General features: G+C 68.5%; 22 protein-coding genes and 1 tRNA gene. 8 read left to right on the top strand and 15 right to left on the bottom strand.

All coding sequences use genetic code 11. The features are described from left to right. The 3 genes from D0C15_RS31980 to D0C15_RS31990 all read right to left on the bottom strand — a co-directional run. Window positions 1-391, bottom strand: a 391-nt coding sequence (locus tag D0C15_RS31980) for a hypothetical protein (protein WP_211323406.1), incomplete at its 3' end; no start/stop codon positions are given. Between the two features lie 16 nt (window positions 392-407). Then, window positions 408-611, bottom strand: coding sequence for a helix-turn-helix domain-containing protein (locus tag D0C15_RS31985; RefSeq protein ID WP_116051795.1), 204 nt, complete (start codon window positions 609-611; stop codon window positions 408-410). After that, window positions 611-949, bottom strand: coding sequence for a helix-turn-helix domain-containing protein (locus tag D0C15_RS31990; RefSeq protein ID WP_162830336.1), 339 nt, complete (start codon window positions 947-949; stop codon window positions 611-613). Before D0C15_RS31990 ends, D0C15_RS31985 begins: the two co-directional genes overlap by 1 nt. A 181-nt stretch (window positions 950-1130) precedes the next feature. Here D0C15_RS31990 and D0C15_RS31995 point away from each other — a divergent pair, with 181 nt between their 5' ends. From D0C15_RS31995 to D0C15_RS32005, 3 genes are all read left to right on the top strand, one after another. Next, a complete protein-coding gene (locus tag D0C15_RS31995; RefSeq protein WP_116051797.1) occupies window positions 1131-1607 on the top strand; it encodes a hypothetical protein in 477 nt (158 codons plus the stop codon). 119 nt (window positions 1608-1726) lie between these two features. Continuing rightward, window positions 1727-2062 (top strand): hypothetical protein, encoded by a 336-nt coding sequence (locus D0C15_RS32000; protein ID WP_116051798.1) that lies wholly within the window; start codon window positions 1727-1729, stop codon window positions 2060-2062. Beyond that, window positions 2062-3261, top strand: coding sequence for a tyrosine-type recombinase/integrase (locus D0C15_RS32005; protein ID WP_116051799.1), 1200 nt, complete (start codon window positions 2062-2064; stop codon window positions 3259-3261). Before D0C15_RS32000 ends, D0C15_RS32005 begins: the two co-directional genes overlap by 1 nt. Before the next feature lie 77 nt (window positions 3262-3338). Here the strand turns inward: D0C15_RS32005 and D0C15_RS32010 are convergent. Continuing rightward, a tRNA-Asn gene (locus D0C15_RS32010) sits at window positions 3339-3411 on the bottom strand. Between the two features lie 167 nt (window positions 3412-3578). Here D0C15_RS32010 and D0C15_RS32015 point away from each other — a divergent pair. Further along, window positions 3579-3839, top strand: coding sequence for a hypothetical protein (locus D0C15_RS32015; protein WP_116051800.1), 261 nt, complete (start codon window positions 3579-3581; stop codon window positions 3837-3839). On the opposite strand, the gene D0C15_RS32020 is transcribed toward D0C15_RS32015, so the two are convergent. The 3 genes from D0C15_RS32020 to dnaG form a co-directional block, all read right to left on the bottom strand. Then, window positions 3830-4591: a trans-aconitate 2-methyltransferase gene (locus tag D0C15_RS32020; protein WP_116051801.1), complete on the bottom strand. Its 762-nt coding sequence runs from the start codon at window positions 4589-4591 to the stop codon at window positions 3830-3832. The two genes, D0C15_RS32015 and D0C15_RS32020, sit on opposite strands and share 10 nt — an antisense overlap. Before the next feature lie 63 nt (window positions 4592-4654). Further along, window positions 4655-5176 carry a hypothetical protein gene (locus D0C15_RS32025; RefSeq protein WP_116051802.1) on the bottom strand — a complete coding sequence of 174 codons (522 nt, stop codon included), beginning with the start codon at window positions 5174-5176 and terminating at the stop codon, window positions 4655-4657. Window positions 5177-5181: 5 nt separating this feature from the next. Further along, the gene (gene dnaG / locus D0C15_RS32030) at window positions 5182-7113 is read right to left on the bottom strand and encodes a DNA primase (RefSeq protein ID WP_116051803.1); all 1932 of its coding nucleotides are present in this window, start codon (window positions 7111-7113) and stop codon (window positions 5182-5184) included. Window positions 7114-7122: 9 nt separating this feature from the next. Between dnaG and D0C15_RS32035 the strand changes: the two genes are divergently transcribed. Next, window positions 7123-8052 (top strand): sigma-70 family RNA polymerase sigma factor, encoded by a 930-nt coding sequence (locus D0C15_RS32035; protein WP_116051804.1) that lies wholly within the window; start codon window positions 7123-7125, stop codon window positions 8050-8052. Here the strand turns inward: D0C15_RS32035 and D0C15_RS32040 are convergent. Continuing rightward, the gene (locus D0C15_RS32040; RefSeq protein WP_116051805.1) at window positions 8038-8625 is read right to left on the bottom strand and encodes a carboxymuconolactone decarboxylase family protein; all 588 of its coding nucleotides are present in this window, start codon (window positions 8623-8625) and stop codon (window positions 8038-8040) included. The genes D0C15_RS32035 and D0C15_RS32040 overlap by 15 nt on opposite strands. A gap of 129 nt (window positions 8626-8754) precedes the next feature. On the opposite strand from D0C15_RS32040, the gene D0C15_RS32045 reads away from it, so the two are divergent. Continuing rightward, window positions 8755-9018 carry a hypothetical protein gene (locus tag D0C15_RS32045; protein ID WP_116051806.1) on the top strand — a complete coding sequence of 88 codons (264 nt, stop codon included), beginning with the start codon at window positions 8755-8757 and terminating at the stop codon, window positions 9016-9018. A 16-nt stretch (window positions 9019-9034) separates the two neighbouring features. On the opposite strand, the gene D0C15_RS32050 is transcribed toward D0C15_RS32045, so the two are convergent. From D0C15_RS32050 to D0C15_RS32080, 7 genes are all read right to left on the bottom strand, one after another. Next, entirely contained in the window at window positions 9035-10864 is a 1830-nt protein-coding gene (locus D0C15_RS32050; RefSeq protein WP_425455450.1) for a glycosyl transferase, read from the bottom strand. Continuing rightward, complete coding sequence (locus tag D0C15_RS32055; protein WP_116051807.1) at window positions 10861-11979, bottom strand: serpin family protein; 1119 nt, start codon at window positions 11977-11979, stop codon at window positions 10861-10863. The genes D0C15_RS32050 and D0C15_RS32055 overlap by 4 nt, the downstream gene beginning before the upstream one ends. 50 nt (window positions 11980-12029) lie before the next feature. Continuing rightward, window positions 12030-13307: a deoxyguanosinetriphosphate triphosphohydrolase gene (locus D0C15_RS32060; RefSeq protein ID WP_116051808.1), complete on the bottom strand. Its 1278-nt coding sequence runs from the start codon at window positions 13305-13307 to the stop codon at window positions 12030-12032. A gap of 44 nt (window positions 13308-13351) precedes the next feature. After that, entirely contained in the window at window positions 13352-14005 is a 654-nt protein-coding gene (locus D0C15_RS32065) for a YdcF family protein (protein ID WP_425455451.1), read from the bottom strand. A 61-nt stretch (window positions 14006-14066) separates the two neighbouring features. Beyond that, window positions 14067-15455 (bottom strand): glycine--tRNA ligase, encoded by a 1389-nt coding sequence (locus D0C15_RS32070; protein ID WP_116051809.1) that lies wholly within the window; start codon window positions 15453-15455, stop codon window positions 14067-14069. Between the two features lie 99 nt (window positions 15456-15554). Then, a complete protein-coding gene (locus tag D0C15_RS32075) occupies window positions 15555-16274 on the bottom strand; it encodes a class F sortase (protein ID WP_425455452.1) in 720 nt (239 codons plus the stop codon). 6 nt (window positions 16275-16280) lie between these two features. Beyond that, complete coding sequence (locus D0C15_RS32080) at window positions 16281-17354, bottom strand: hypothetical protein (RefSeq protein WP_211323407.1); 1074 nt, start codon at window positions 17352-17354, stop codon at window positions 16281-16283. 349 nt (window positions 17355-17703) lie between these two features. Here D0C15_RS32080 and D0C15_RS32085 point away from each other — a divergent pair, with 349 nt between their 5' ends. Continuing rightward, window positions 17704-18099: an ArsR/SmtB family transcription factor gene (locus D0C15_RS32085; protein ID WP_116051810.1), complete on the top strand. Its 396-nt coding sequence runs from the start codon at window positions 17704-17706 to the stop codon at window positions 18097-18099. Then, the gene (locus D0C15_RS32090; RefSeq protein ID WP_116051811.1) at window positions 18096-18524 is read left to right on the top strand and encodes a Fur family transcriptional regulator; all 429 of its coding nucleotides are present in this window, start codon (window positions 18096-18098) and stop codon (window positions 18522-18524) included. Before D0C15_RS32085 ends, D0C15_RS32090 begins: the two co-directional genes overlap by 4 nt. The last annotated feature ends 243 nt before the right edge of the window (window positions 18525-18767 follow it).

Below are 18767 nucleotides of genomic sequence, written 5' to 3' on the forward strand. Positions count from 1 at the left end.
CGGACAGGTCAGGGATTTGTGCGACCTGCGCGGTCTCAGCTTCCCGGGTCTTCACTGCGAAGTACGACTTCGCCGCCGACACTGCGGGCTTCCGGCCGTCGCACTCCAGCATCACCATGTACGCGCCATAGCGCGTCAGCCGGTAGTCGAACCGGTCGGCGCCGAAGGCATTCACCGTTTCCTGCTGTCGGTAAACGTGCCGACCAGGGTCGGCGCCCGCCTGACTGATGGCCGTGACGGCGGCGCGCACCACAGAGTCGAAGTTCTGCCATTTCGAGTACTCCACAAGCGGCATGAGGTCGCGGGCTGACCAGTACTCGCCGTGCTCGTCCGTCCGCTTGATGACGTCGAACGGAGACTCTCCCCCGCCGAACGGGATCATGTCGGTCATCTGGCTCACCTCCCTCTCAGACGGCGCGGAGCGCGCGGGACTCCGGGACCGCCGCTGCGAGGAAGCGTTCGATCTCGGAGCGGGGCACTAGGTAGTAGCGGCCCGCCCTGCGGTGACCGAGTTCGCCGCGGTGGATGAGGTGCATGACCGTGCGGTACGGGATACCGAGGAGGTCGGCGGCTTCCTGGGCCCTGTAGGAGAGTCGTTCGGTGTCTTCCATCAGGCCGCCGTCCCCTGCACCCGCTTCGGGCCCTTGCGATCCGACTCCTTCTCCTGCCGGCGCGTTGGCCCAGACGGCCCCTTGCTGGGCTGCTTCGGAGGCGGATCGGGGTAGGTGGCACCAGCGGAAGGGCCGAGTTCGAGGCAGTCGAGTGCCTTGGCGAGTTGCCGCTGCTTGCGGGTGGAGGGCTTCGGGTCGTTCGCACGTTCGATGTTGCCCAGGTAGCCGGGCGCCATGCGGACCAACGCACCGAGTTCGGAAAGGCTCAGGTCGCGCTCTTCGCGTCGCTGCCGGAGGAGCTTCCCGTACTCGGGCTGTCCGAGCGGGTTCGTCGTCATATGCAGAGTTTTACAGAGATTCGCAGCGCAGGTCAAGCTGAATCTGGGCCGACTGTTGCAAAACTCTGTTGTTCTCTGTAGTCTTCTGGCCATGGGAATCGGAGCGCGTGTGCTGGATCGAACCGGGAAATCTGCAGGTCGCAGAGTCGTACTCTGTAGTTCTCTGCGATACTCTGCACGCGTGGAAGCACGCAGGAAGAAACTTGGGAAATGGGTTAGCCGCGACCGGAAGGCCGCCGGCTACCGCAGCCAACGGGCGTTCGCCACAGCACTCGGCGTCCACGAACGCAGCGTCGCCGCCGTAGAGAGCGGCGAGGAGAAGGTCGGCGAAACCGTCCTCGGACTGATCGAGGACATGCTGTACCCGCGGGGCAGCGTCGAGGCATTCCTCGCGACCGGCGACGAGAGCGCGCTCCGGCGGTCAGAGCAAGAGTCGAAGACCCCCGCCGGGCAAGCCGAAGTTGAGCGGATCGTGGCCATGTCACGATCCGAGTTAATGGACGAGGCCGACGCGTACGACAAGTCCCTCGGTGAGGGCGCAGGCGACCGCTGGCTGGACTGGGCGATGGACGTGCGTCGCCGAGCGAAGCAGATCAAACCCAGTGGAACGCGCGAGAACGCCGGGCGTGACGCGAAATCGGCGAATTCGTCAAATTAGTTGGTGGCTGCTACTCCACCAGTGGGTTACCCGCGAGTGGGCGTTAACGAGGGGTCACCCAACTCGGATCAATCGGGCAGAAGAGCCACCCGAACGGCTCATAACGAGGAGGTCAAGACGTGGCCCACAAGCCCACCACGAAGCCCGCGAAACCGAAGGTCACAGCGGTCAGCGTCCGTGCTGTCGTCGCCGCCGCCACGGTCGCCACAGTCTTCACACTGTGCGCCGCCTGGCAGGTCCACACAGGAGACTGGAGCGAGGTCCTGTTCGACCTCACTCTGGTCGCCACCGCCCTGCTGTGGATCGCCACCATCGCCCTCGGCCATGCGCGGCACGTCACGCTCTACATCCGTGAGTGCGCGAAGCTCAACGGCGAACGACACGCCCAGACCCAGACCATGATCCGGCGGGCTGGTGTCGTCGCGGTCGCTGAGAGCTACCTACAGGAGAACTGATGGGCAGGCCTCCCACGCCGGTCGGCACGTACGGCGTAATCAAGACGACGAACGTTGCTCCCGGCGTATGGGAGGCCCACGCCCGGTTCCGTATGCCCACCGGCCGCTCGAAGCCGGTACGGCGCCGTGGCAAGACCAAGACCGCCGCCGTCAACCGTCTCAAGGAGGCGCTGACCCGGCTCGCGGACGAGGCCCGCGGCGGGCAGGTCACCGGCGACACTCGGTTCGCGGCGATCGCGCAACTGTGGCTGGACGAGATCCGCCGCGAGTACGCCCTGTCCGGGAAACCGGGGAGCACCGTTCGGCTGTACAGCGGGTACGTGAAGAACTGGGTGGTACCTGCACTCGGGGAACTGCAGGCCCGGGAGGTCACCGCGATGGGCTGCAACACCCTCGTACAACGGGCCCGGGACAAGAGCTACGAGACGGCGAAGAGTGTGCGCGCGGTGCTGTCCGGCATCTGCTCCTTCGCGGTCCGTGCTGGCGCGATGGACACCAACCCGGTGAAGTCCACCGCCCGGCTCGCGCGCGGCGAGACGAAGGCGGTGAAGGCGATGACGCTCGAGCAGCGCCGGGACCTCGTGGCCAAGCTGGAAGCGCTCGCGGAGGCGAAGACCGTGGACTCGAAGGGGCGCAGCCTCGGTACGCGGTCTCAGGTGTGGCAGGCGCTGCCGGACATCGTGCGGGCGATGCTGTCCACCGGTGTGCGGCTCGGGGAGCTGCTGGCGCTGGATGGGGCGGACGTCGACCCCATCCAGAAGACCGTGACCGTGGGGCACCACATCGTGCGCGTCCCGAAGGAGGGCCTGCTGCGGGCCGGGGACCGCAAGGGCGGGGAGCCGTCGCTGATCCTGTTGGTCCCGGAGTGGTCGGTGCCGATGTGGCGGCGGCGGAAGCTCGCCTCGGGTGGGGGGCCGCTGTTCCCGTCGTGGAACCGGGAGTGGTCGGACCCGTCGAACGTGATCAAGCGGATCCGGGAGGCGTTCGACGAGTGCGGCTACGACTGGGTCACCAGTCACGTGTTCCGCAAGACGGTGACGACGGTGCTGGATGAGGCGGACCTGCCGACGACCGCGATCGCCGACCAGCTGGGCAACACCCCGGCTGTGGTGGAGAAGCACTACCGCAAGAAGAGGGCCTCCAACGCGGCGACGCTGGAGGCCCTGGAAGGCATGTTCCCTGAGGAAGGAGCTGGGTGAAAGTGTGTAGTTTTCGTGCGATCTGGGGTTCTGGGGTGGGCAAGAAAAAAGCCCCAGGCCTGTGGCCTGGGGCGATGCTCCCCCGGTTGGACTCGAACCAACAACCCTCCGGTTAACAGCCGAATGCTCTGCCAGTTGAGCTACAGGGGAACGCTGTTGTGCTGGTCTGGATCGCTCCGTCCCAACGAGAAACACTCTAACGCATCGCCGATCAGCCCTTCTCAGGCCCCCCGGCTGTCCGCTTACGCGCACGCCACCGGCAGGTGAGAGACAATAGGTGGTCGAGTCAGACGACGACGAGGAGGAGGGCGCGGAGCATGAAGAAGTTCCTACTTGGCGCGGCAGTGGGTTATGTGCTGGGTGCCCGAGCCGGCCACGGCCGGTACGAGCAGATCGTGCGCAGCTACCGCAGGATCGCGGATCACCCTGCGGTGCAGGGCGCGGCCGGGGTCGCCAGGGCGAAGGTCGGCGAGAAACTCGGCGAGAAGGCTCCCTTCTCCCGGCGAGGCCCGGTCCGTAGTGGCAACGGCACAGGTGGGCGAGGTGCCGCTCGGGAACCGCGCACCACTCAGGCCTGAGCCACGACGAACACCCGGCGGAACGGGAACCACGTCGTGCCGTCCGCCCTCGGTGGGTAGGCCTCGTCGAGCAGCGGGGCGAGGCGCTCCCGGAACCGCGACCACCCATCGTCGTCCAGCACGGCCCTGACCGGGCGCAGCGCGGTTCCACTGATCCATTCCAGCACCGCGTCGCGGCCGGTCAACCGCTGCACGTAGGTCGTCTCCCAGGCGTCCACCGCGCATCCCGCCTCGGCGAGCAGCTCGGCGTAACCGATCGGGTCGTCGACGGTGTCCTCCGCTCGCAGCCCGGCCCCGGCCAGCGCATCGGCCCACTCCGGCTGCTCGGCCAGCGATCGCACCAGCGCGTGCGACGGCGCGCGGAAGTTGCCCGGCATCTGGACGGCCAGCCACGCGCCCTTCGGTAACTCCCCCACCCAGCGCCGGAGCAGTTCCCTGTGCTCGGGCACCCACTGCAGCACCGCGTTGCTCACCACCACGTCGGTATCCGCGCGTGGCCGCCAGGTCCGCACGTCGGCCACCTCAGCGGAGACGCCGGCCTCCCGTGCGGCCGTCACCATCTCCGGAGAACTGTCCAGCGCCTCGACGACCGCCCCGGACCACCGCTCACTCAGCACCCCCGTGAGATGCCCCGGCCCGCAGCCCAGATCCACTACGCGCCTCGGCGCGTTCGCCGGAATGCGGGTGATCAGGTCATAGAACGGTCGCGCGCGCAGATCGTCGAAGTCCAGATACTTGCCCGGGTCCCACATGGCAACCTCCACTCATACAGTACGAACGTACTGGATGAGGGCTCGCTCGGCGAGTGCCCGTGTTTACTGCTGCGGATCCCGCATGCCGGCCGCGGCCTCAGTGGCGATCGCCCGCACCACTTCGGGATCGGTCCCCGGATCGGGCCGGACCTGTAGCACCACACCGTCGCGGCCTGGCACCTTGCGCACCACGAACCACGCCCCACCGCCGGCCAGCTCCTTGTGATACCGGGAGCGGATCGAACCATCCACGCGCTGCCGGACCAGCTTCGGCAAGGTGCCCGGCTGCTGCAGTTCGAACCGGACGGGTGCACGATCGGCCAGCAGGACCGCCTCGCCCGCGCGCTCGGTCTCCTCGGCCTCGGTAACCGTCAACGTGCCCGCCGCCCAGGCGGCCTTGCTGATCAGATGCCAGCCGATCCGCCGCACTCCCCCGTGGCTGGGCACCCAGAGACCGAGATGCGTCACTCCCACATACCCGCCGTCGGCCGTCGGAGCATGGCCGACGACGTACTCCTCCGGGGCCAGCGCTTCGGTCAGCACCTCGGGCGCCCCACCCCTGAAAAGCCGTCGAATCCACTCCATCGTGTCTATTCCATTCCGCCCACGGCCTGGTCCCGCAACGCCTTTCGGTACTGCTCCAGCGCAACGAGGTCACCGAACAGCGCGCGGTACTCGTCAGCGGCCTCGATCGGCGACAGGCGCTGCAACTTCGACTTGATCTCGCCGATCTGCCTGCCGACCAGGTTCTCCTGCACCGCGGCGAGCACTCCGCTGATGTAGCGCACGTCGACCTCACCCTCCCCCTGGGCCTGCAACGGTTCCACCGCCAACTCGGAGAGCAGCGATCGGATCGTCCCTTGTGGAGCGTGCGCCGAGGCCGCGTCGATCAGCGCCGGGCCTGCCAGACCACAGGCCGTCCCGCCCGCGGCGAGCACCGACCGATGCACCGCCACGTAAGCCGGGTGCGTGAACGCCTCCTCGGGCAACGCGTCGTACTCCGGGCCCGCGATCGATGGCTCCTGCAGCGCGGCCTTGAGCACCTCGCGTTGCGCACGAATTCGCGGATCACCTGCCGGTGGCCGCGGAATCTCGTTCGCGTCCCCCGTCTCCGCGGTCTGTACGGGTGCCGAGCGGCGCGGCGCGTTCTTGGCGCCGCTGCCCGCGGACTCCCGCACCCGGCGCACCACCATGGCCTCGTCCTGCCAGCCCACCCACCAGGACAGCTTCGCGGCGTATCCGTCGCGCTTCGCCCTGTCCTTGATCTGCGCCACCAGCGGCACGGTCTGCTGTAGCGCGGCCACCTGACCGTCGACCGAGTCGAGGTCGTAGTTGCGCAGAATGCTGCGGATCACGAACTCGAACAGCGGAGTGCGCCTGGCCACGAGGTCCCGCACTGCCGCGTCCCCCTTCGCCAGCCGCAGATCGCAGGGGTCCATTCCCTCCGGTGCCACCGCGATGTAGGTCTGCCCCGCGAAGGTCTGGTCTCCCTCGAAGGCCTTCAGCGCGGCCTTCTGCCCGGCCTCGTCCCCGTCGAAGGTGAAGATCACCTCGCCCCGGAACGCGTCGTCGTCCATCAACAGGCGGCGCAGCATCTTCATGTGATCCTCGCCGAACGCCGTGCCGGAGGACGCCACCGCGGTAGGGACACCGGCGGCGTGCATCGCCATCACGTCCGTGTAGCCCTCGACGACCACCACCTGGTGCCTGCGCGCGATCTCCCGTTTGGCCAGGTCCAACCCGAACAGCACGTGCGACTTCCGGTAGATCGGGCTCTCACTCGTGTTCAGGTACTTGGCCTGGATCGGGTCGTCATCGAAGATCCGGCGCGCCCCGAAACCGACGACGTCCCCGCCGAGATCCCGGATCGGCCACAGCAGCCTGCGGTGGAACCGGTCGATCGGCCCCTGCCTGCCTTCCTTGCACAGCTGAGCCTTGTACAGCTCGGTGAGCTCGAAACCCTTGTTCAGCAGATGCTTGGTGAGCCTGTCCCAGCCGCCGGGGGCGAAGCCACAGCCGAACGTCTTCGCCGCGACGGCATCGAATCCGCGCTCGTTCAGGAAATCGCGGGCCAGCCGTGCGTCCGGCGACATCAGCTGCTCGGCGTAGAACTCCTGGGCGATCCGGTGCGCCTCGACCATCCGGGTTCTGGTGCCCCGGTCCCGCTGCACACTGCCGCCGCCACCCTCGTAGGTCAGCCGGAACCCGACCCGGTCGGCCAGCCGCTCGACGGCCTCGGGAAAACCGACCAGTTCCATCTTCATGATGAACTTGATCACGTCGCCGCCCTCGCCACAGCCGAAGCAGTGGAAGGTGCCGTGCGTCGGCCGGACGTTGAACGAAGGGGTCTTCTCGTCGTGGAAAGGGCACAGGCCCTTCTGCGCGCCCCCACCGGCGTGGCGCAGCGCCACGTAGTCCCCGACCACCTCATCGATCCGGTTTCGGTCGCGTACCTCCGCGATGTCGCTTTCCCGGATTCGTCCTGCCACGAACCCCACTGTAGTGCTCGGTCCGTGTCGCATACTGCTGGCATGCACCTCACCCAGGACCAGTTGGCCGCCGAGTTCGCCAGCCACCGCTCGCACCTGGTCGCTGTCGCCTACCGCCTCACCGGTTCGGTGTCGGACTCCGAGGACGCGGTGCAGGAGTCGTGGCTGCGCCTGGCCGCACAGCCGGCGCAGCAGCGCACCGAGATCCGGGATCTGCGGGCCTGGCTGACGACCGTCGTGGGGCGCATCTGCCTTGACCGGTTGCGTTCGGCCGTGGTCCGTCGCGAGCAGTACGTCGGGCAGTGGCTGCCGGAACCGGTGGTGACCCCGGCAGCCGGCGCCCCTGGCGAGGACCCGCTCGACGCCGCCGTCCGCGATGACGGGATGCGAATGGCCGCGATGGTGGTACTCGACCGGCTGACCCCCGAGCAGCGGGTGGCCGTGGTCCTGCACGACGCGTTCTCGCTGCCCTTCGACGAGATCGCCTCGATCCTCGGCTGCTCCCCTGCCACCGCCCGGCAGCACGGCTCCCGCGGACGGCGCGCGCTGGCCGACGCGGAACCGCCCCCGCGCGCGTCGATGGCACAGCAGCGGGAGGTACTCGAGCGGTTCGTCACGGCGCTGCTGAGCGGGGACGCGCGGGCCGTCGCCGAGATCCTGCATCCCGAGGTGGTCCTGATCGGCGACTCCAACGGCAAGGCCAGGACCACTCGTCAGATCATGGTCGGACCGGACAAGATCATCCGGTTCTTCACCGGCCTGCTCCGGCAGTACCGGCCGGGAGCGTTCGCGACCGCCCGGCCGGTACTGGTCAACGGCGACCTCGGTGTCTACTTTCCGGCGGCGCCAGGGGGCGAGGGCTACCACGATCTCGACATACGTGTCGACGCCATCGCGATCCGCGACGGCCGGATCGCGGCGATCTACGACCACGCCAACCCGGACAAGCTGATCGGGCTACCCGTCCTGTGAACGTTCCATCGGCATCGGCACGAGGCAGGCGTCGCCCGAGGTGAACCCCTGGTCGGTGATGTCCAGAGCGCTGTTCATCCTGGCCCGCATGTTCTCGAGCCCGATCAGGTAGCTCAGCTCCACCACGCCCGCGCGGCCGAACGCTCGCTCCAGTTCGGCCACCTGCTCGTCGGTCACCGTCACCGGGCTCGCGGTCATGGCGTCCGCGTAGGCGATCGCCAGCCGCTCCCGAGCATCGAATGCCGGCGACGTCTCGTAGTCGTCGATCGACCGCAGCCGCTCGATGTCCAGTCCCTCGTGCCGCTGCAGCATCGTGCCGAAGTCGATGCACCATGAACAGCCGAGCCGTACGGCCGTGCGGTAGACGGCGAGTTCGCGCACGGACGCCGGCAGGGTGGTCGCTGCCTTCTCGACCAGCAGTTCGTGGACCGTACCGGCGCGCAGCAACCGCGGATGGTGCGCCGTGACCGCGAACGGCTCCGGTACCGCGCCGAAGCGCTTGCGCGCGATCCGATATGCGAGCCGGACCAGAATACCGGCGTCGCGGGCAGTTACCTGCGGAATTCGTGACATGAAGTCCTCCCTTTTGTCCGGGGTTCACCCTGAGGACGGGACAGCCCGCGCCGATGTGACAGCGATTGCCGCACAGCTCGTGCCAGAAGCTGGTTTGATGGACCACAGACGGCGACGGGAGACAGCGACATGGACATGCTCAGCCGTCGTGCCGTTCCCCGCAACGGCAGGCGGACGTGGCTCGGCCGCGTCTCACTCGGCCTGGCCCTGCTCAGCTGGGTACTGCCCATCGGCGACATCGTCGTCGGCGCGGTCGCCGTCGGACTCGGGCTCGTGGCGCTGCTGCGCACCGTGGAGGAACGCATCGACTGGGTCGCCGCGGCCGGAGCGGCCGTGGGTTTCCTCCAGGTCCTGTTGTCGGTGATGCTGATCGCCGCGGACGTCTACGGCTGATCGCAACCGGCGGTGTTCACCGAGCCGATCCGGTGAGGTCCCGGACGTCCCAGAACCAGACCCCGTCCACCAGCCGCCCCGGCCGTTCCAGCAGCAGGTCGATGCTGGTCCGAAGCTGGTCGCGGTGTCGCAGCTGCGCGAGCACGATGACGTCGGCCCGCCAGTAGCGCAGGTCCCGCAGTGCCTCAGCGCGCTCCTGCTCGCCGATCTCGGGCAGCTCGCCCGAGTCGGCGACGTCGGCAAGCAAGTCCGAGGTGTCGCGGCTAATCGCGCCGTAGGTGCCTCGTTCCGGGTTCCTGCCCGGTCCGACGAAATAGCCTTCGGCGAGCGGGAACTCCAGCCCGGAACGCACCTGCCAGTGCAGGGCCTCCGCGTTGCCCGGATCGGGCAGCGGGGCGATGACCACGGAGCCTCCCGGGTCGACGTACTCACGCCAGGTGCCCTCGGCGAAGAACTCCGGCACCGCAGGGCGCTGGGTGGCTCGCAGCTCGGTGGGAACGATCGGCAGGAGCGCGGTCAGCAACGCCGAGAACCAGATCACCCGCAGCGGAATGCGCCACTCGGGCAGCCTCGGACGCCACCGGAGCACCCGCTGGGTCGCCAGCGCCAGCAGGATGCCGATCAAAGGCACGCAGGCCAGCGCGAACCGCGACTCCAGCACCGACTCCAGCAACGGCAGCCGGAACATGCCGAGCCACGGACCGGGGACCGAGGTGACCGTCCCGTCGACGGTGAGCAGCACACCGGTGGAGATCCATGCCAGCAACCACATCGACACGGCGACCGCTCTGGCCACCGCATCGCGCCAGAGCCAGACGGTCACGACGATCATCAGCAACACCAGCGGCCAGCCGAAGAACGCGTTCTCCTCCGTCCGATTGATCGACAGTTCCCGCGCCGAGTCGGCGTTGCCCGCGGCGGACTCGGTCGCGAACGCCGTGAACGCGGCCAGGTCGTTGCCCACCGGGCCGTGCTCCAGCGATCCGTAGCTCTGCGGCCCGGCGAACTGCCACCACAACGGGAAGGCCACCAGCGGCAGGCACACCGCGGCCGCCACGGCGGCCCCCTTCAGCAGCGGACGCGCCATGTCCTCGACCAGTTCCGGCCGCGACAGCGCGTACACCGCCGCGAACACCACGAACGCCACAGCCGCGATCAGCAGCGGTTCCTCGCCGAGGAAGACCTGCCAGGTACCGAGCAGGCCCAGCCACAGTCCGGTGCGCACCGGCCGGATTCCCTTGGCCAGCCGGAGGATGCAGCCCAAGATCAGCGGCAGCACGAAAAGCGCCGTGAAGTTGGGGTGGGCGTTCGCATGCGAGATGATCGGCGGCGCGAACCCGGCGAACAGACCGCCGATCGCGGCCGCGATCCAGGACGCCACCACGTACCGCGACAGCACCCAGTACCAGGCGAAAGCCGTGCCCGCGAGTCCTCCGGTCAGCACCAGCGCCCAGGTCACCGAGGAACCGAACAACAGGGTCACCGGCGCGAGCGGAATGCCCATACCGAGCATTACCGTGTTCGACATCAGGTTCACGCCGAGCGGGAAGTTCTGCAGGTCGGTGAACAACGGATTGGACCAGGACGAGATCGCGTCGGCGGACACCGCGAAGAACCATTCCCACATGTTCTGGTCCTGCGCGCTGGCGGCGAGATACGTCCGCGCCGGGTCCAGCCACAGAGGCCGGAAGACGAGGAATGCCGCGAGCAGACTGCCCAGCAGGACCAGAACGTCGGCCAGCCGGCCCCGGATGACCGGGTCAACCGGCCGACTGGCACGAAGGGAAGACCGCTCCCGGTCCGGTCGCCTCGCGGACACCACGCTTCCCGCGGTGGTCTGGCTCACGGGCGGACGACCCTGGCCAGGAAGTAGATCGCCCCGGTGTCCGCGTGCCGGACCAGCAGCAGGAACGGCCGGTCCACCCGCACGGTGACCGGATCACCGGCGGGCATCATGACGAGCCGCATCATCACCGCGGTCGCGGCGGCGCCCTCCAGTCCCTGCTCGTCGAGGCGCAACACGGCCTGGTGGACCACGTCGGACACGAGCAGCCGGGGATCCGCGCTCAGCCCACCGAGATCGGCTTCCGGGTCGAACATCCGGCGCACTCCGAGCGCTCGCAGCACCGAGGTGAGATCGGTGCGGACATCCGCCGACACCCGGGGCAAGGCGAGGTGCACCATGGTCTCCCGCGCGCCCGACATCAGCTCCAGCACCGTTTCCGCGTCCAAACTGGACTCGTACTCGGCGAGATCGCCGTCGGGCAGCAGCACCAGCGCCTGCACTCCCCCCGCGGCGGGAAGCCCCACGAGCTGCCACCCCTGGGTCGCGGCATACAAGAACCGCTCGGACTGGTGCATCGTCGGCACCTGGCGAAGACCGCCGGGGGCGTGAAAGCCGGTATCGACGGTCTCTGAGTCCTGGAACGGAAACGACCATCCGGTGCGCAGGTACAACGCGTTGACGAGAGCCGCCACGGTATCGGGTGTCACCGAGCCGGGCAGGAGCAATTCCGGAATGAGTTCCCGCGTGGTCTCGGACACGGCCTCGTTGATGAGCGTGCGGGCGGCCTCGGGATCATCGCCGAAGGGGGCGCTGCGCACCAAGCCCCCGTTCCAGCTGCGCAACTCCTCCCGGAAGCCCTCCTCGATCTGGAGCTGGTCCCACGCCCAGAGCGTGTTCGCGACAGCGAGCTCGGGAGCCTCCTCGCTGGCAGAGGGCGCACGCAGCGTCGCGGCGTCGCGCAGGAGCTGGTCCTGCACGTCGGCAGGGGCACTGGGGTTCGCGAGCAGACCGCTCAGCTCCGCTGCCGTCTCGCCCCGCGCGCCCTTGGCCACCAGGCTCAGGGCGACCGCGGCGGAGTACGGCGAGAAGCACGTGTCCGCTTCGGGTGCGGCGAGCTCCCGGTGCAGGGCGAGGGCGAACTTCAGATGAGCGTGTTCGGACTCACTGTCAGCCATTCCACGACGCTACCGTGACCGGACGACGCATGGTCACGGTAGCCGGTAGGTCAGTGCCAGCCGGTGTGCCAGGAGTGCCAGGCATGTGCCTGCGCGTCCGTCAGCGACGCGACCTGATCGATCACCACGCGCAACCTCGCCGCGTCGTCGCCCGCCCGCTCCCACGAGGGGTGGAACAGCGGGTCCAGTGCCTCCGGGGCTCGCCTGCGGAGCACCGCGACAAGTTCGCCGAGCATCTGCCGCTGCCCGTCCTGCATCGCCAGCCGGCGGGGGTCGCTCATCACGTACCGCAGCGCCAGCGCCTTGAGCAGGGCGACCTCCGCGGCGACCTGCTCGGGAACACAGAGTTCGGCGGCGTACCTGCGCAGCGGGCCGGCACCGAAAGCCGCCCGTGTCTCGCTGACCGCGGCCGTGGCGAACCGGCCCACCAGCTCACTGGTGAGGCGTTTGAGCGCCACCTGCGCCGCCAGCGACCCGTCGTAACCGGGCCGGGCGATGGCCGTGACGACAGGCAATCGCGACAACTGCTCCGCCGCGCCCTCGAGTGCCGAGACCGGCTTGCTGGAGAAGTGCTTGGCCGCCAGCTCGGCCACCGCGGCCCGCTCGCCGGGATCGGTCAGCACACGCAGCGAGATCCGGCCGGAAAGGACACCGTCCTCGACGTCGTGCACCGAGTACGCCACATCGTCGGCCCAGTCCATGATCTGCGCTTCCAGGCACCGTGTGCGCTCCGGTGCCGACTCGCGCATCCAGTCGAAGATCTCGGCGTCGTCCGGGTAGGCGCCGAACTTCACCGCGTCGGAGCCGAGGCCTCGCGGCCAGGGATACTTCGTGGCGGCGTCGAGACAGGCCCTGGTCAGATTGAGCCCGGCGGCCGCACCGTCTTCCGCGAGCACCTTCGGTTCCAGCCTCGTGAGAATGCGCAGGGTCTGCGCGTTGGCCTCGAAACCGCCGCAGGCCTGTGCGGCGAGGTTCAGTGCATGCTCGCCGTTGTGCCCGAACGGCGGGTGCCCGATGTCGTGGGCCAGCCCTGCCGTGTCCACCAGATCGGGATCCGCGCCGAGTTCCTCGGCGATTCCCCTGCCGATCTGGGCCACTTCCAGCGAATGCGTGAGTCTGGTTCGCGGGACACCGGTGACCTCGGTGCCTTCCCCCGGACCCACCACCTGGGTCTTGCCCGCGAGCCTGCGCAGCGCGGCGGAGTGCAGGACCCTGGCCCGATCCCGCCCGAACGGGCTGCGTCCGTCACCGTCGGCTCCGGGCAGGGCGGCGGCCTTGACCGGCTCCGGCAGCCACCGTCGCCGGTCGTGTGCGCTGTACTGGTCCACGACTCCAGCTTAGGCGCGGACACCGACGGCGGGTGGAGATCAGCTCAGCCGAGACCGGTGCCGCCGATGTCATCGGCGGGGTTCTTCGACAACCGGTAGTACAGCAGGGCGCCGGTCTCCCGGAAGATGTACCTGGCCTGTGTCTCCCTGGTCTGCACGACCGGACCGGTATGCGTCGGCGAACTCCACGCTGACAGACCTAGATCGTTCGCCATGGTCCTGGCCCGCAGGGAGTGCCACGGGTCGCTGACCACCACCGCACTGCCCCAGCCGCGCTCGCGAGCCTGCTCCGCCACCGCGCGAAGCGTGCCAAGGGTGTCCCGCCCCTCACCGACGGCCATCGTCGCGGATATCGGCAGCCCATGCTCACGCAGCCACCGTGCACCCGCCTCCGCCTCGGTGTAGGCATCCCCCGCCTTGCTCCCGCCCGCGGTGACCACCGTGGGCGCCACGCCGTCCTGGTACAGCTGCCTGGCGTGCTCGAGCCGGGCCTCCAGGATCTGTGAGGGCCTGCCGTTGTACTGGGCGGCCCCGAGAACGACGATGATGTCCGCCGTGGAACGGTCGTCCACCCTGGCTACCTGCCACACCCGGAACGCGGTTCCGCCGAGTACCAACAGCACGATCAGCACGGCCCCGACCGCCGTCCTGCGAATCCAGGCGGTGGCTCCGGGGTTGTTCGTCTCCGCGGACATCACCCGCTCAACTATGGCAGAGCGTCACCGGACGGCTCCTTCCGGTGCCCGGCGCCGCCGCCTATCAGCAGCCGATGAGCCGCGCGGCCAGGTAGGACTCCAGCTTGTCGATGGCTACCCGCTCCTGCGACATCGTGTCGCGCTCGCGGACCGTCACGGCGTGGTCGTCGAGCGAGTCGAAGTCGACGGTCACACAGAACGGTGTGCCGATCTCCTCCTGGCGCCGGTACCGCTTGCCGATCGATCCCGCGTCGTCGAACTCGATGTTCCAGTGCTGGCGCAGCTTGGTGGCGATATCGCGCGCCTTCGGTGTGAGATCGGCGTTGCGCGACAACGGAAGCACCGCGGCCTTGACCGGCGAGAGCCGGTAGTCCAGCTTCAACACGACGCGCTTGTCCACACCGCCCTTGGCGTTGGGTACCTCGTCCTCGGTGTAGGCGTCGAGCAGGAAGGCCATCATCGGCCTGCCCACACCCGCCGCGGGCTCGATGACGAACGGCCGGTAGCGCTGCCCGGACGTCTGGTCGAAATAGGACAGGTCCACACCGGAGTGGTTCGAGTGGGTGGTGAGGTCGAAATCGGTGCGGTTGGCGATACCTTCGAGCTCGCCCCACTCCTGCCCAGCGGAGAACTCGAAGCGGTACTCGATGTCCACGGTCCGCTTGGAGTAGTGGGAGAGCTTCTCCTTCGGGTGCTCGTAGTGGCGCAGGTTGTCCCGGTTGATCCCCAGGTTGGTGTACCAGTCCGTACGGGCGTCGATCCAGTACTGGTGCCAGGTCTCGTCCTCACCCGGCTCGACGAAGAACTCCATCTCCATCTGCTCGAACTCCCGCGTACGGAAGATGAAGTTGCCCGGGGTGATCTCGTTCCGGAACGACTTGCCGATCTGGCCGATGCCGAACGGTGGCTTCTTGCGCGATGTCGTCTGCACGTTGAGGAAGTTGACGAAGATGCCCTGCGCCGTCTCGGGCCGGAGGTACGCGAGACCCTCCTCGCTCTCCACCGGGCCGAGGTGCGTCTTGAGCATCATGTTGAACTCACGCGGGTCGGTGTACTCGCCACGGATTCCGCAGTTCGGGCACGGCACGTCGGAAAGGTCTTCCTCACTCACCTGCTTGCCGGTGCGCTCGGAGTACTCCTCGGCAAGCTGGTCGGAGCGGAAACGCCGGTGGCACGAGGTGCATTCGACGAGTGGGTCGTTGAAGGCGTTGACGTGACCGGACGCGACCCAGACCTGACGCGGCAGGATGACCGAGGAGTCGAGGCCGACGACGTCGTCGCGACCCTGCACCATCGTCTTCCACCACTGGCGCTTGATGTTGTCCTTCAGTTCGGCCCCGAGGGGTCCGTAATCCCATGCCGACCGCGTACCGCCGTAGATCTCCCCGCTCGGAAAGACGAAACCACGACGCTTGCACAGGCTGACAACGGTCTCAATGGTGTTGGCGGGCACCCACGCTCTCCAGACATGCGGGAACGGTCATTTAACTACGAGGTGTCAGAGTATCCCGCCCGTCACCGGCCCACGCGAGGGGCTTGACAACGCAGGTGTTCAGGGCCTGCGAACGAGTTCCGCGGTGGCGATGCGATTGTCGGAATACCCGTCGGTGCCACCCACGTAGTCACCACCGCAGGTGACCAGGACCAACCGGTGCCGGCCGTCCTGGCCGAACAGGCGCTCGGCCACAGCGGGCAGGTCGTTCTTGTGCACGGTCACGATCTCGGTGATCCGGTAGACCCATGTGCCGCCGTTGGTGTCGACCACACGGACCTCCTGCCCCGGCCGATTCCGCCACAGCTCGTCGAACGGGCCCTTCACCCGGTTCCAGTTCACGTGTCCGGACAACAGTGCCGCGCCGCGTTCCGCGCCGAGCCCGGCACCCCACCAGGTGGCCTCGTCGAGACTGTCCGGGATGGGCAGCGTGCCGTCCTCGGTCAGCTCACGACGCACCAGCGTGGCGGTGCCCCCCTCGGGCAACCGGACGCTGCCCGGCCGTTGCGCCGCCGCCGTGCTCGCGGTGGTTGTCTCGGCCGAGGTCTCGGCGGGTAGTTCGGACCCCTTCGGGGAAGGCACCGTCGGTACCGTCGGCGCGGCCCGCACCGGAGCCGGAGGCGGTGGTGCCTGCGCGCCGGGGTCGGCGAGCACGACCATCCCCGCGGTCGTGGCGGCGACGGCGAGCAGGCCGAGTACGGCCGCGGGCCAACTCCGCCTCGCCGCCCCGGGTTCGCTACCGTTTTCGTCCGATGTGGATGGTGACGAGCTGTCGTCCATGGGCGGCTATTCGTCGTTCGAGGGTGCCTGGCCGGGCGTGCGCCTGCGGGCCGGGCGAAACACCAGCACAGCCGCGACGCCGAGTACCAGGCCGCCACCGACCAGCCCGTAACCAAGCCCGTCGTGACCGGATTCGGTCACCGAGACCCCAGCGGGGATCTTGATCGGCACGCTCGGTCGCTGCTTCTGCGACTGAGGAGCAAGAGCGGCGAAGCCCTCGGGCACCGAGCAGCTGACGCCGCCGAACACCATCCGGGTGTGTACGACCTCGTCGAGTTTCTCGCCCTCCGCGTCGCTGAGCTGGCTGATGATCTCGACGTGCCAGCCCGCGGCCGCGGTGACATCGCCGTCGCGCCACTTCTCCTGGCGCAGGAGCTGGTCGAACTCGGTCACGCGACGAATCACCACGTCGGAGGTCGTCGCCTCGGCGTCCGCCTTCGCCAGCGAAAGCGGCGCGTCGAGGGGCAGGTCCTCCAGCCGCAGTTCGGCGTCCCCCCGAGGCGGTTCGGTTGGGGCGAGCTTGCCGTCCTCCCCCAGCACCCACAGCCTGGCCGCGGTGGTCTCGGCGGTGACGGCGCCGGGCGCGGCACACCTGACGGCGCTGCGCGCGCCCTCGAACGCGAGCACGGTCGTCGAGCCGTCGAGCCGGAGGTCACGCAGGGCGTAGTTGCTCTCCGCGACGGCGGAGGGCACGGTCGTGTTCTCCAGCGTCGCGACGACGTCGTGCTCCCGGCTGGTGACACCTGCCGGGAACGGGCTCTCGCCGGGCTCGAACCGGCCCAGGTTGATCGTGTAGTGCGGGCCGATGGCGTCCTTCTCGCCGTCGGACGCGGGCACGCCGGACCGGTCCTGGGAGAGCTTGGAACTACCCGGGCTCACGGGCGAGCGCTGGGTCTCGGTGATCACCGTGCCACCGCCCTGCCCGTCCTTGCCCACCTGCACGGACACGGCGTTCGCGAAGGCGACCGGACCGGTCTCCTCGTCCACCGTGCGGATGTCCTGGGCGGCGGCGACACCGGGCACCGCCGCGAGGGCGAGGACAGCCGCACAGCCCGCCATCCTTGTCGCGTAACGAGTCATGTCACCTCAGCTTCTGGTCCGGTTCGCGGGTCTGCCGGATCGCGGCGTCCCCCGAACTGCTCCGTCTGTGGATCCCCATGCCTCCGGGGTACGACGATGGCACACGTCGGGGCCGCCCGGCCGGCTTCACGCGACAAACTTTCATCTCTCGTGACCCCCGAGCCCTGGTCCGGTGAAATCGGACCTCGATGTCGCCCGAATGGACCAGCGGTGCGATGGTGGTGACGTCACTCGGACGCGATGGGCGGGGCACCTGCCTGCGGAACACTAGGATGGAGTGACAACCCCCTGGCGACGGTCAACCGCCCGCGACCACACCCGGGGGTAGGGAACGACGGCTGGAGATCGAATGGCGACGGTGAGTTCGGCGGCGACCGGAGGGCTACCGCCCGGAGAGGCGGATCAACACGTGCATCCGCCGGACCGGCCGACGCAACCGCCCACGCCCCCGCCGCCTGCGGGCGTACTGACGGACGCGGGCGAGCTGCTGCGTGCGCTGGCCGCGCCCGTGCGGATCGCGATCGTGCTGCAGCTGCGCGACGGGCACCGCTGCGTGCACGAACTCGTCGATGCGCTCGACACCACCCAGCCACTGATCAGCCAGCACCTGCGGGTGCTCAAATCGGCCGGCGTCGTACACGGTGAGCGGCGCGGCAGGGAGGTCGTCTACCGTCTCGTCGACGATCACCTCGCACACATCGTGATCGACGCGGTCACTCACGTACAGGAGGGCGGGCATTCATGAGCGGTCCCATCACCCGCGGCCGTGCGCCGGTGCCGGGACGCAGGTCGACGAAGCAGCGGGCCGCCGTCGTCGAACTGCTGGACGAGGTCGACGACTTCCGCTCCGCGCAGGAACTGCACGACGAACTGCGCAAGCGGGGCGAGGGCATCGGCCTGACGACGGTGTACCGCACGCTGCAGTCGTTGTCCGATGCGGGCGAGATCGACGTGCTGCGCACGGACTCCGGCGAGGCCATCTACCGGCGTTGCTCCTCACACCATCACCACCATCTGGTGTGCAGGCACTGCGGCCATACGGTGGAGATCGAAGGTCCTGCCGTCGAGCGGTGGGCCGACAAGATCGCCGACGGCAACGGCTTCTCCGACATCAGCCACACGGTGGAGATCGTCGGCACCTGCGCCACCTGCCGCGCCCGCTATTCCTGACCCCGTCCCGTAAGTGGGTGGCCAGGTTGGAGCGTCTGCAAGTACGCCCAAGCAAGATCCACTTCCCCGTTAGCCGCTACCAACCGGCCGCCGCTCAGGGGTGGTGAGCTGGCCGAACGAGCAGGTTTGCGCGCGGAGGCATCGACACGCCCGGGCGCTTGGCTGCGGTTGGTGACGGAGTTGATCTTGCTTGGGGGTACTTGCAGACGCACCATCCCCTTTGGGGGGTGGGTGGGGTTCAGA

The organism is Amycolatopsis palatopharyngis (genome assembly GCF_003385185.1).
Taxonomy (GTDB): Bacteria; Actinomycetota; Actinomycetes; order Mycobacteriales; family Pseudonocardiaceae; genus Amycolatopsis; species Amycolatopsis palatopharyngis.